Origin of the sequence: Acetobacter sp. UBA5411 (assembly GCF_002409645.1) — a bacterium.
GTDB lineage: Bacteria > Pseudomonadota > Alphaproteobacteria > Acetobacterales > Acetobacteraceae > Acetobacter.
In genome coordinates this window covers 189938-200524 of record NZ_DHNR01000040.1, presented here as the reverse complement: position 1 = coordinate 200524, position 10587 = coordinate 189938, and the positions used below count along the sequence as shown (strand labels likewise).

The 10587-nt window shown below is 57.9% G+C and carries 13 protein-coding genes and 1 pseudogene; 10 read left to right on the top strand and 4 right to left on the bottom strand.

What is annotated here, in order from left to right; all coding sequences use genetic code 11:
* Positions 1-82: 82 nt before the first annotated feature.
* Both B3759_RS14700 and B3759_RS14695 read left to right on the top strand, forming a co-directional pair.
* Entirely contained in the window at positions 83-1219 is a 1137-nt protein-coding gene (locus B3759_RS14700; RefSeq protein WP_291367048.1) for a hypothetical protein, read from the top strand.
* Between the two features lie 165 nt (positions 1220-1384).
* The gene (locus tag B3759_RS14695; RefSeq protein WP_291367046.1) at positions 1385-2764 is read left to right on the top strand and encodes a glycosyltransferase family 4 protein; all 1380 of its coding nucleotides are present in this window, start codon (positions 1385-1387) and stop codon (positions 2762-2764) included.
* Positions 2765-3049: 285 nt separating this feature from the next.
* Here the strand turns inward: B3759_RS14695 and trxA are convergent, their stop codons facing one another.
* From trxA to rpsU, 3 genes are all read right to left on the bottom strand, one after another.
* Positions 3050-3376 (bottom strand): thioredoxin TrxA, encoded by a 327-nt coding sequence (gene trxA, locus B3759_RS14690; protein WP_291367044.1) that lies wholly within the window; start codon positions 3374-3376, stop codon positions 3050-3052.
* A gap of 316 nt (positions 3377-3692) precedes the next feature.
* Positions 3693-3893, bottom strand: a complete 201-nt coding sequence (locus tag B3759_RS14685) for a hypothetical protein (RefSeq protein WP_291367043.1) — start codon at positions 3891-3893, stop codon at positions 3693-3695.
* Between the two features lie 143 nt (positions 3894-4036).
* The gene (gene rpsU, locus B3759_RS14680; protein ID WP_010666215.1) at positions 4037-4240 is read right to left on the bottom strand and encodes a 30S ribosomal protein S21; all 204 of its coding nucleotides are present in this window, start codon (positions 4238-4240) and stop codon (positions 4037-4039) included.
* A gap of 232 nt (positions 4241-4472) precedes the next feature.
* On the opposite strand from rpsU, the gene def reads away from it, so the two are divergent.
* The 5 genes from def to B3759_RS14655 are packed head-to-tail and all read left to right on the top strand — an operon-like array spanning position 4473 to position 8361.
* Positions 4473-5027 (top strand): peptide deformylase, encoded by a 555-nt coding sequence (def, locus tag B3759_RS14675; RefSeq protein WP_291367041.1) that lies wholly within the window; start codon positions 4473-4475, stop codon positions 5025-5027.
* Positions 5024-5686: a hypothetical protein gene (locus B3759_RS14670; RefSeq protein WP_010666213.1), complete on the top strand. Its 663-nt coding sequence runs from the start codon at positions 5024-5026 to the stop codon at positions 5684-5686. The genes def and B3759_RS14670 overlap by 4 nt, the downstream gene beginning before the upstream one ends.
* Positions 5683-6240 carry a MarR family transcriptional regulator gene (locus tag B3759_RS14665; RefSeq protein ID WP_291367038.1) on the top strand — a complete coding sequence of 186 codons (558 nt, stop codon included), beginning with the start codon at positions 5683-5685 and terminating at the stop codon, positions 6238-6240. Before B3759_RS14670 ends, B3759_RS14665 begins: the two co-directional genes overlap by 4 nt.
* A gap of 4 nt (positions 6241-6244) precedes the next feature.
* Positions 6245-6985: a response regulator gene (locus tag B3759_RS14660; RefSeq protein ID WP_291367067.1), complete on the top strand. Its 741-nt coding sequence runs from the start codon at positions 6245-6247 to the stop codon at positions 6983-6985.
* A gap of 8 nt (positions 6986-6993) precedes the next feature.
* Positions 6994-8361 (top strand): sensor histidine kinase, encoded by a 1368-nt coding sequence (locus B3759_RS14655; RefSeq protein ID WP_291367036.1) that lies wholly within the window; start codon positions 6994-6996, stop codon positions 8359-8361.
* A gap of 42 nt (positions 8362-8403) precedes the next feature.
* Here B3759_RS14655 and B3759_RS14650 read toward each other — a convergent pair whose 3' ends face one another.
* Positions 8404-8937, bottom strand: a complete 534-nt coding sequence (locus B3759_RS14650) for an outer membrane protein assembly factor BamE (RefSeq protein WP_291367034.1) — start codon at positions 8935-8937, stop codon at positions 8404-8406.
* A 213-nt stretch (positions 8938-9150) separates the two neighbouring features.
* Here B3759_RS14650 and B3759_RS14645 point away from each other — a divergent pair, with 213 nt between their 5' ends.
* The 3 genes and pseudogenes from B3759_RS14645 to B3759_RS14635 all read left to right on the top strand — a co-directional run.
* Positions 9151-9726, top strand: a complete 576-nt coding sequence (locus B3759_RS14645) for a YceD family protein (RefSeq protein ID WP_291367032.1) — start codon at positions 9151-9153, stop codon at positions 9724-9726.
* Positions 9727-9877: 151 nt separating this feature from the next.
* The gene (rpmF, locus tag B3759_RS14640; protein WP_010666207.1) at positions 9878-10081 is read left to right on the top strand and encodes a 50S ribosomal protein L32; all 204 of its coding nucleotides are present in this window, start codon (positions 9878-9880) and stop codon (positions 10079-10081) included.
* 78 nt (positions 10082-10159) lie between these two features.
* Positions 10160-10587, top strand: a pseudogene (locus B3759_RS14635) (phosphate acyltransferase); the annotation flags it as partial.

Genomic DNA, 10587 nt, shown 5'->3' with positions numbered 1-10587 from the left:
AGCGACTTTTTCAACAGAATTGTAAGCAGAATATCCCCGGAATAGCTGAAACCTTATTCAGAACAACCTACGGAACGAATTTATGTCCCAGAGTGGTCAGTCCCAGAATCAGAATCGTGTCATCGACCTGAAGGTGTCAGGACACCTGATGACCCTTGATCAGGGATTATTCTGCGTTTTCCATGTGCCGTCTCAGGAGCCGCCCAGCCCGCGCGGTCTCCCCGGCGTCCGCCTCACCCAGCCGCCGCTTGTGAACGGCGCTGTCACAATTTCGACCTTTGACGATACAGGCTGGCTCGGCGGTCAGAATAACGCTGCCCTGATCCGCGTCATGCAGGGGCCGGCACAGGTTCTGGTGACGGTTTATCAGGAGGCTGGCAGCCCGCACGAAGCGCCGCGTCTTCAGGTTGTTCGCCTCAGCGACGCTGCGGGTGCGCCGGTCGCCGCCGCGTATAGTGCCGCAGCTCCTCAGGGGCAGGGCGCGGTCGCCAATATTCCTTCTCCGGCACCGACGGGTGTCGCGGCGGCTCCAGGGCAGCAGTTCGAAGTTGGCGCGCACATCCAGCGTCGGGGTGATGTCGGCGTCATGCTCGGTGAATGGATGGGCAAACCCGGCAGCCGTTTCTGGATCGAGGGTTTCGGTATCTCTCCCGGCAAGCTGATTGCGCCCGAAGACATCGAATATCAGGCTGTTCTTGGTAAAGGCTGGCTTTCTCCCTGGACGGAAGGCGGCAAATACTGTGGCAGTCGTGGCATGGCGCTGCCGATTCTTGGTCTGCGCGTGAGACTGAAGGGTGACGCTGCGGAGGAATATCTCTGCGAGCTGGAAGCGACCTTCACGGACGGCACCGAAATTGGTCCGGTCGGCGAAGATGAAACGGCTGAATCTGATAGCCTGGCGCCGCTGGAAGCCTTCCGGGTGACGATCATTCCGCGTGATCCGGCTATAGCCGCTGCCCAACGGGAAGCTGAGGAACTGGAAGAGGTTCTTGAGGAAGACCTCGCCCTTCTTGAGGAAGAGGAAGAAGTGGCTCCCGTCAGGAAGCCGGCGAAACGTGGACGTCCTGCTACTAGGGCATCCGTGAAACCGGCGGTGAAAGTTGCCAAGCCTGCTGCGGTTTCTTCGGTAAAAGCTCGCAAGACACAGCAGGCGAAAACGACAAGATCTCCGGCGAAGTCGACAAAGACGTCAACGGCGCATAAGCCACGCCGCCGTTAATACTCTCCGCATGTGAGGAGAGGGGCCTCTGCTCCTCACATGCGCCCATCATGGTTTCCGGTATGAGGTCAGTTTTTATTTCAGGACCTCCTGTCCACATATTCCGGTAATGTCCGCCGCTATCAGGAACGGATCGCCGACACTTTTCGAAAATGGATATCTGTCTTGAAATTTCTTTTTATTCACCAGAATTTTCCCGGACAGTTCCTGCACATTGTCCGTCATTTAATCCGATCAGGCGCTCATGAAGTTGTCTTCATCAGTGAGAGCAACGAAAACGTCATTTCGGGTGTGCGCCGCGTTATCTATCGAAAGCCTGTCAATCCGCCTGAGGCAACCCATCCCGGCGCCCGTGAATTCGCTCTGGCTCTGAGCCGGGCTGATGCGGTGGCGCAGGCAGCTTCGACATTGAAGGATCTGGGTTTCATTCCCGATATCATCATCGGGCATCATGGTTGGGGTGAGCTCCTCAATCTTCAGGATATTTTCCCGACTTCTCCAGTTCTCGGCTATTTCGAGTTTTTCTACCATTCCAATGGATTTGATGTGGGATTCGATCCTGAATTCCCGACGGTGCCAGACATGCTGCCGCGTATCAGGGCCAAGAATGCCGTCAATCTGGTCGCGCTAAACAATCCCGGCTGGGGGCAGACGCCAACACTATTCCAGCGCAGTACCTACCCATCTTGGGCGCTCGACAAGATTTCTGTGTTGCGCGAAGGCGTTGACCTCGATCTATGCTGTCCAGATCCCAAGGCCGCCCGACACACGCTGCACATCAAGGATGTGACGATTTCTCCCAAGGATCGGCTGGTGACCTATGTCGCCCGGGATCTGGAGCCTTATCGTGGCTTCCACGTTTTCATGCGTTCTCTACCGCGTATTCTGAAAGAATGCCCAAAAGCTCGCATTGTTCTGGTGGGTGGAGATGGCGTCAGCTATGGCGCTCGTCTGGCGCATACGACCTGGCGGCAATACATGCTTTCCGAACTTCAGGGGCAGATTGATCTCGATCGTGTCCACTTTGTCGGCAAGGTTGCTTATGATGAATTCCGCGCACTACTGAAACGCTCTGACGCTCACGTCTATCTGACCTACCCGTTTGTGGCGTCCTGGTCTTTGCGGGAGGCCATGGCAATGGGCTGCGCGATAGTGGGCAGTGACACGGATCCCGTTCGCGAATTCATTGAAGATGGAAGCACAGGTCTGCTTGCACCCTTCCTGCAGCCGCAGAAGATCGCTGATGCTGTCCTGACGCTGCTGGACAACAGCAACAAGCAGGCAAAAATTTTGCGGGAAGGCGCGCGTGCTCAGGCGGAAGCGACGCTGTGTCTTAATGACTATCTCATGCGTTATGAGGATCTGATTGAACAGGTCAGCGGACTTTCACCGTCTGCCGAAGCTGCTCCGTCTACCCGTAAGCGTGGTTCGCGCAAACCGACCCAACAGAGTGCGGCGGCTTCCAGAAAAACCAGATCAGGTAATACTGCTACAAAAACGGCTTCGTCTGCAAAGTCTCGTTCAAAGACATTGTTACCGACCTGAGGCGATGCTTGCTTCAGCTGCTGGGCGGAATCGTTTGTAAATACAGATATGATTACGTCTAGCGCTTGGCCTGATTCTTGCCGGACGACCAAGCTCCTTTAAAACCGACATATTAAAAATGGTCGATTAAGAAGGAAGTCCGTGATTTCTTGAGAGTAGGTGCCGCTGCCAGAAAAGATCTTGCTATCTGCTTATATGCAGGAAGATCTGAGTAGGACGAGTGTGTGGAATTTATTTGGAAAGTCCAGAAAAGCCGGAGAGAAACTCCCCGGCTTGGAATGATGGTCAGACCAGTCCCTTGACCCAGTCTTTCAGCTGGCTCTTGGGGAGCGCGCCGACTTTTGTTTCTACCGGCTTGCCGTCCTTGAACAGAATCAGGGTCGGGATGCCGCGAACACCGAACGTGTTTGGCGTAAGGGGGTTCTCGTCGATGTTGACCTTGGCCACCTTCAGCTGACCTTTGAACTCCGCTCCGATTTCATCCAGCGCCGGTGCGATCATCTTGCAGGGACCACACCACTCTGCCCAGAAATCGACCAGAACCGGCTCGGAAGCCTTCAGAACATCGGTCTCGAAGGTGGTGTCGCTGACCGCAACGGTGTTTTCGCTCATGTACGTTGTCCTTGGTAAGAGGTGTATCTGAACAGTTGGGGGGAGTTGGCGTCAGGTCAAGCCCCTTCTTCCCGGGGAGGGGACGGTTTAGCTGGTACATTCCCTGATGAAACGGCTGTTTTGTGCGCCTCTGCATCGAAACCGATTGAGGAAGCTGTGCCTCAGGTTTCGTCTGGTCTGAACGCAGAGGAAGGCGGATCGAACGATCATCCGGATACGCAACACCAACATCGGGTTGACCGGTGTCACTGATGGCAGTTGTCAGTGGGAAATCAGGAATAACATCGCAGGTGTGAATGACGGCGGCACGAATGGTTCAGCGTTCAGATGATTTACCGGCTGTAGAGGTCGGAATATTCCGCTGCTCAGCTTCGTCAGCCAGTTCCTTGATGTAGCTTAAAAGAGAGGCTGTGCGTGTCAGCGTGAAGCCAAGGGCTGCAATTGTCCGGATGGTTTCCGGAGTGAGACCAGCTGCCTGTTGCAGAAGTTTTTCATCCTCATCACTCAGGTCTGCCATCGGAGTCTCGTCTGGATGCAGTGGTACGCCGCATTCAAAACGGGAAGAGTGAATGTAAGGTGAAAGAAGTCACAAAAATCAGGGCATAAAAAAACCGGCTTTCCTGCGAAAGCCGGTTTTCCTTGCGTAGAGTCGAAGCTCGATTAGAAGCCTTCGCGCTCGATACGCTTGCGCTCCATCTTGCGGGCGCGACGCACAGCTTCCGCTGCTTCACGAGCGCGACGCTCTGAAGGCTTCTCATAGTGACGGCGGAGCTTCATTTCACGGAAAAGCCCTTCACGCTGCATCTTCTTCTTGAGTGCCTTAAGAGCCTGATCGACATTGTTGTCGCGAACGAGAACCTGCACTGGCTGGTCGTCTCCCGAAAGAACCTGCTGACCTCGGTCATGCTGGGTTCATGAGTTTCTATAGGGTGAGCGCGACTCCGCACGGAAGCCTCGCCTCTGAGTTGGCCGCGTCCTTAACACACGCCCGCAGGAAAAGACAAACGAATCCGTGGATCATCGCGCCAGAAAGAACGGCGTTTCTGTCATATCGCAATGCGGCGTATCCTGACGGAAGGTTCAGAAGAGGGTGAGCATGACATTACTGAAGATCGCACGCATGGGGCATCCGGTCCTGCTGAAGCCAGCTGAACTGGTGGAAAATGTTGCGGATCCGGTCGTGCAGACCCTGATTGACGATATGATCGAGACCATGCGTGACGCTGGCGGTGTTGGACTTGCAGCGCCTCAAGTGCATGTTTCGAAAAGAATTTTCGTCTATTATGTGCTGCCAACCCGTCTTGAAGAGGGAGAGCAGTCGCCGGAAGGCATACAGGTGCTGGTCAATCCGGTGATTGAGCCGCTTGACGAGGAAGTTCGTCTGAGAATGGAAGGGTGTCTGTCCATTCCGGGTCTGCGCGGTTGGGTTCCCCGGTATGCGCGGGTTCGATATCAGGGAATCGACCGGATAGGGGCACCCGTTTCCGGGATCGCTCAGGGATTCCACGCAAACGTGATCCAGCACGAGGCGGATCATCTGGATGGTGTTCTTTATCCGATGCGGATGACAGACCTCGGTCTGATGGGCTTTGATACGGAAGCTAACCGGTTTCTGACGCCGGACATTATTTTGGGACGCAATGAGCAATGAGTGGCAGGGACAGGATTCTTCAGTTTGCAGCAGGTGCGGGCTACGGGCTGCTTCAGGGAATGACGCCGCCATCCATTGAGCATTCTGTGGAACGGGATCAGGCGTTGAAAGCGCTGGCGGCAGTCGCCGGAGAGAAAGGCTGGACACTGGCCGCGCTGAAGGAAGTGGCGGGAGCGGATGCCGATCTCCTGTTCCCCAATGGCCGCACCGAGCTGCTGGAAGCCTGGGCCGATCTGGTTGATCGTGAAATGACCGAACGTGTGCTGCTGGCCATTGATGAAGGCGAATGTCCCCGCCTCAGCCAGAAAGTCCGTAGGGCTGTTCTGGAGCGGCTAGATATTCTGGAACCTTATCGGGCGGCGGAACGGCGTGCGGCGACAATGCTGCTTTCTCCCTGTGCTGGAAAAACATCGGCCCGTATTCTGGCGCGCACAGTGAACGCCATCTGGGATGCGTCTGAAGACATGTCCGGTGGCGTGACATGGGCTACGAAAAGGATCAGCCTCACCGGCATTTACGTCCCCACATTTCTGGCGTGGCTGGGTGGCGCCGATCGTCATAAGGTGGAACAGATCCTTGACGCTGGACTGGCCCGTACCCGCCGTCTTGGTGAGCTGAAGCAGCGTCTGTTCCGTCCAAAAGATCTACGGCCAGCGTGAAACGATTCGTCGAAGCCCGCACCGGTGGTGAGACTGTCGCAGGCGATGGTGTTCTGTTCCTTCGGGAGCAGCAGATTAGGCTCGCGCAGGAACTGATGCTGCTGGTCTGGCTCGATATGGGGCAGGCGGTATCACCCGTTCTGACTCAGTTCGGTCTTGGTGTGGCCCAGCACAGGGCCCTGCAGATGCTGGCGTTCCAGCCCGGACTGACCGTGGGAGAGTTGCAGGGCGTTCTGGGTGTCACGAAGCAGAGCCTCGCACGCACATTGACCGAGTTGCAGGAACGTAGCCTTGTTCGGATTGAACAGGGGCGACAGGACCGTCGGCAACGCTTTCTCTTCCTGTCCGACGATGGTGCGGAAATCGAGGCGCAGCTTTTCGCCGTGCAACGCGAACGCATGGTGGCGGCCTATCGGGAAGCGGGCGGCAATGCCGTGCAGGGTTTCCGGCAGGTTTTGCAGGGAATGCTGTCCGAGGATAGTCGCGCCTTTCTTATGCGACAGGAAAGGCAGACCAGAGAAACAGTGAGGGGAGCACGACGGGATGGCCAGTGAGGCGATGCAGAAAGCCGGCAGAGACGATGCTGCCCTAGCTTCTGAAGAGGACAACAGCACGACCCATGTGCTTGTGGTGGACGACGACGCCCGTCTGCGGCGGCTGCTCCAGCGCTATCTCAAGGAAAACGGCTTCCGGGTCACTGGTGCGGCTTCTGCCGCCGAGGCAAGGCAGGCGCTGGGCTTCATGCTGCCGGATGCGCTGGTTCTGGATGTCACCATGCCCGGCGAAGATGGGCTGGAACTGACAAAATCCCTGCGCGGGCAGGGGCTGGATATTCCCATCCTGCTTCTCACCGCCCGGGGAGAGGCAGAGGATCGCATCACCGGTCTCGAGGCCGGTGCGGATGATTATCTCGGCAAACCGTTCGAGCCGCGCGAGCTGCTGCTGCGTCTGAAAGCCCATCTGCGCAAACATGCGCCGCCGCCGCCGTCGGATAATCTGCGAATCGTGCGACTGGGGACGCTCGAATTCGATCCCAACAGAGGCATTCTCTCCGGTCCCGAAGGCGTTGTGCATCTGACGGGCGGCGAGGCGGCCCTGCTGGCGGTTCTGTCTCGTCATCCTAACGAGGTGCTGTCGCGGGAAGACATCGCGAATGCTCTGGATATGGCAGAAATCGGGGAGCGTGCCGTTGACGTGCAGGTGACCCGTCTGCGACGGCGGATCGAGGCGGACCCGCGTGAGCCGCGTTATCTGCACACGCTTCGCGGCAAGGGTTACATGCTGAAACCGGGAATCTGACGCCGGTCATGCGCAGTGGATGGCGCACATTCTGGGATGACGGTCGCCTCGACCGGTCGGTGCGGCGTGTCCTGCCGAATTCCTTTCTGGGCCGGTCCCTGCTGATTGTGCTGATCCCCCTGCTGGTCACGCAGGGAATCGCGCTGGAACTGTTTTACGGCAATTATCTGCACGTCATGTCGCGCCGTATGTCCGAAAGCGTGGTTTCCGAAATCAGCCTGTCACTGGACTTTCTGGAACGCTACCAGACGCGGGCCGACCGGGAGTGGGTGACACGGCAGGTGCGGTTGCGCACGCAGCTTGCCGTGGAATGGCATCAGAATGCGAAGCTGACGAAATTCGGCTCGACGCATGTCGTCGGACCGATGGATGAAGACCTCGTCCGTACGCTTCAGGCCTTCATTTCCTATCCGTTCTTTGTGGACTGGCTGACGGATGAACGGCACGTTTTCATCCTGATTCAGCTCCCGGACGGTGTCATGAAGATCGACGCGCCGCGCAAGCGGCTGGATGTCGGTCAGATCTGGCTTTTTGTGTTCTGGGCTCTGGGCAGCTCACTGCTGCTGTTCGCTGTGGCGGCGCTCTTCATGCAGAATCAGGTCCGGGCCGTGAGGCGTCTGGCAAGAGCTGCCGAGCAGTTCGGTCTGGGCCGGGACGTTGGTCCTATCAGACCGGAGGGGGCGCGCGAGGTCCGGAAAGCTGCTGTGGCGTTCAATCGCATGCAGGAGCGGATTTCCCGATTCGTCATGCAACGTACCGCTGTTCTGGCCGGTGTGTCACATGATTTGCGGACGCCCCTGACCCGGCTGAGACTCTCTCTCGCCATGTTCCCGCAATCCGGCGTGGTGGATGCCGGGCTATTGCGGGATGATGTGCATGACATGATCGGTGATGTCGCTGAAATGGAGCGACTGATCGAGAGTTATCTCTCCTTCGCCCGTGGAGAAGGGGCCGAGGCACCGGAAAAGCTGGATGTCGCCGTGCTGCTGGAGGACGTTGCCGCCGCCATCGTGCGTGCCGGGGGACGGGTCAACGCAGTGACCTGCGAGCCGGGGCTGGTTATTGAGGCGCGTCCAGATGCGATGCGCCGCATGTTGAGCAATGTTCTGGAGAATGCCCGTCGCCTCAACGCCGCCATATGGCTTTCAGGGCGTCAGGAAGGGCGCAGCATCATCATTGATGTGGATGACGATGGGCCGGGTATTTCGCCTGAACGCAGGGAGGAAGTTTTCCGTGCGTTTTCAAGCAGCAAGAAGGGCGGAACAGGGCTGGGTCTGACGATTGTCCGTGACATCGTGCGGGCGCATGGTGGCGATATTCAGCTGGGAGAAAGTCCGCAGGGCGGACTGAATGTGCACATCACGCTGCCGCGCTGAACGGACGCCGCTCGTTCCGTTCAGCTGAGAGCAAGGCAAGGATCAGGGCAGGCTGTTGCCCGCGCCGCCATGACCCGGACCGGCGCTCATACCGCCCATTCCACTGCCACTGTTGCCGCCGCCGAAGGAGCTGTTGTTCATCATGCCCTGCATCGGGTTGTAGCGCCCGACGTTGCCGATGATTTCCTGAAGAATGTTGATCTTGGTGCCCGGCGTCGGGGTCTTGTCGCCCACCATGCCCGGATGTTTGGCGTCCTTGGGGCCCAATGTCCGCAGAGAGCGGAGCGTGCCAGCCTGATCGAAATTCAGAACGACGACCTGCTGCTTCGTGACGTGCGGGAAATTCGCCGGAGTGGGCGCCGTCATCATGGACACATAGATCCAGGTATTGTCGTCAAAGGTCGCCTTGGAGGTTGGCGAGCCAAGCAGATCGAGCGCGTCGGCGCGATTGCTCACACCGGGCTTGAGCTGGTTGTAATCGTCTGCCTCGATAAGCGAGCCACGTGGCATCGGGGAGTTTTCGAGGAACGAACAACCTGACAGGAGGAACAGCCCGCCCGTCAGACCCAGAGCCATAAGGGCCTGTCTGCTACGCCGACCTGCTGCTGGCCGTGATTCAGTCCGGGAGAAAGGCTGGCATTTTGACATGACGGTAGTCTGTTCTCTCCACGAATGGACCCAGTAAATATTCTTGCCGTTAAAGCACAAGGAACGGGTGTCCGATAGAGTGTTTTCTGTCACACTAAAGGCGCTATCATCGGACTTTGCGTCGGGAAAGGACTGTATAGAGTGACTGCTTCCGGAGTTTCCGAATTTTCCCGCCCCGTTCTTGTGAGAACATTACGCGGTGCGTCCGCCGACTCTCCACGTGAAATCTCGGTGACCGCGACTGAAGCCGAGTGCGCGCGGATCGCCCTGCGGCTTGGGTTGCCGGACGTGGCGAGTCTGACATGCCGGTATGAACTGTTCCCCCAGACCGGGCATACGGTGCAGGCCACAGGCTCGATGACGGCGCGGCTCAGTCAGCTCTGTGTGCTGACTCTGGAAGTGTTTGAGGATGTGATCGCAGAGCGCTTCGTCATCCGATTCGTTCCGGCGTCCGAGCATGATGGATCGTTCGATGAAAACGGTGAGCTGGATGAAATCGACGATGTCCCTTACGATGGTGACGTGATCGATCTGGGTGAGGCCGCCGTCGAGCAGCTGTCTCTCACGCTTGATCCCTATCCCCGGAGGCCGGGTGTGGCGCGGCCTCCGGCCATTCTGACCGAGGATGATATTTCCCGGCAGGAGGATGAGGGAGAGGTCGAGGAACGCCCCAATCCCTTCGCTGCATTGGCGAAGCTGAAACGCGACGGTTCTTGAACGTCTGCATGGCGTGCGGGCCTGTCAGTTTTCGATCGGTCCTTGCGGAACTGCGGCTGGTCTGGTAGAGCCCCGCCCTCAATTGTAGTTATGTCCAGGTTCCGTCTCCCGGCGGTTCCGGGATGCCATCATTTCGGAGGGGCTTGGACCCATGGCTGTACCTAAAAGAAAAACGTCTCCTTCCCGCCGTGGTATGCGTCGCAGCCATCAGGCCCTGACGGTTGAAGCCCACGCCGAGTGCGGCAACTGCGGTGAGCTGAAGCGCCCGCATCACGTCTGCAGCCATTGTGGTCATTATGACGGTCGCGAAGTGATCGCTGCCGGTAAGGCCCTGAAAGTTGCAGTTCGCGCCTGATTGCGGTGTTGGTAACGTGACAAGCGGTATCCCTGATGAGGCAAGACCCTCTTCGTTCATGAAAGCCGGATCGCATTCATGAACGAAGTCGAGCATTCAGCCGCAGAGACTGCTCAGAGTCCGGAATTGTTTTCCCTCGCTGTTGATGCGATGGGAGGCGATGGCGGCCCTGAAATGGTCGTTGCGGGTCTCGCTGTCGCAGCGGATCGGCATCCGGGAGCCCGGGTGCTGCTTGTCGGTGACGAAAAACGTCTTCGGCCGCTTCTTGCCCGGCATCCGAAAGCTGCCGCCATCTGCACGATCCGGCATGCATCTGCTGCCGTCAGCATGGACATGAAGCCCACGGCTGCACTGCGCCTGAAGGATTCATCCCTGCGCGTGGTCATGAATGCCGTGGCTGGTGGCGAGGCTGCCGGTGTCATATCAGCTGGAAACAGCGGTGCGATGCTGGCGCTTGCCAAGATCGTCATCAAGACGCTTCCCGGTATTTCCCGTCCCGCCATGGC

Bases quoted from the DNA above. Each gene is read 5' to 3' on its own strand.
- B3759_RS14700 (WP_291367048.1), top strand. From the start codon at position 83: ATGTCCCAGAGTGGTCAGTCCCAGAATCAGAATCGTGTCATCGACCTG.
- trxA (WP_291367044.1), bottom strand. From the start codon at position 3,376: ATGAGCGAAAACACCGTTGCGGTCAGCGACACCACCTTCGAGACCGAT.
- B3759_RS14685 (WP_291367043.1), bottom strand. From the start codon at position 3,893: ATGGCAGACCTGAGTGATGAGGATGAAAAACTTCTGCAACAGGCAGCT.
- def (WP_291367041.1), top strand. From the start codon at position 4,473: ATGACATTACTGAAGATCGCACGCATGGGGCATCCGGTCCTGCTGAAG.
- B3759_RS14670 (WP_010666213.1), top strand. From the start codon at position 5,024: ATGAGTGGCAGGGACAGGATTCTTCAGTTTGCAGCAGGTGCGGGCTAC.
- B3759_RS14660 (WP_291367067.1), top strand. From the start codon at position 6,245: ATGCAGAAAGCCGGCAGAGACGATGCTGCCCTAGCTTCTGAAGAGGAC.
- B3759_RS14655 (WP_291367036.1), top strand. From the start codon at position 6,994: ATGCGCAGTGGATGGCGCACATTCTGGGATGACGGTCGCCTCGACCGG.
- B3759_RS14650 (WP_291367034.1), bottom strand. From the start codon at position 8,937: ATGGCTCTGGGTCTGACGGGCGGGCTGTTCCTCCTGTCAGGTTGTTCG.
- rpmF (WP_010666207.1), top strand. From the start codon at position 9,878: ATGGCTGTACCTAAAAGAAAAACGTCTCCTTCCCGCCGTGGTATGCGT.